The organism is Lysinibacillus sp. RU7, from assembly GCF_057837305.1.
This window is the reverse complement of record NZ_JBYQFK010000083.1, coordinates 1-359: the sequence shown is the minus strand read 5'-3', so window position 1 is coordinate 359 and position 359 is coordinate 1. Positions and strand designations below refer to the sequence as shown.

At 38.7% G+C, this 359-nt stretch carries 1 tRNA gene and 1 rRNA gene; both read right to left on the bottom strand.

Annotated features, from left to right (window positions below):
- Positions 1 to 73: transfer RNA gene (locus tag AC3II9_RS21620), tRNA-Asp, on the bottom strand.
- Between the two features lie 210 nt (positions 74 to 283).
- A 5S ribosomal RNA gene (rrf, locus tag AC3II9_RS21615) occupies positions 284 to 359 on the bottom strand; the annotation flags it as partial.

The window sequence follows — 359 nt, the reverse complement described above, 5'->3', positions numbered from 1 at the left end:
CGGTCCCGACCGGGATCGAACCGGCGATCTCCTGCGTGACAGGCAGGCATGTTAACCGCTACACCACGGGACCATTTCTTATTATTTATATCTTTTCAACTTTTTTATTATAGCAGAAGAATTTCTTATTAACAATATCTTTTTTGAAAAAATGATAAAAATTTCTTCTTTTTATAAAGATACTCTATAAATTTGTTTCTTATATGCTAGCATCTGACTAGAAACACTCCTACTCTATATACTATAGAAATAAAAAAGACCCGATATCATCGAGTCTTTGTTTGCCTAGCGACGTCCTACTCTCACAGGGGGAAGCCCCCAACTACCATCGGCGCTAAAGAGCTTAACTTCCGTGTTCG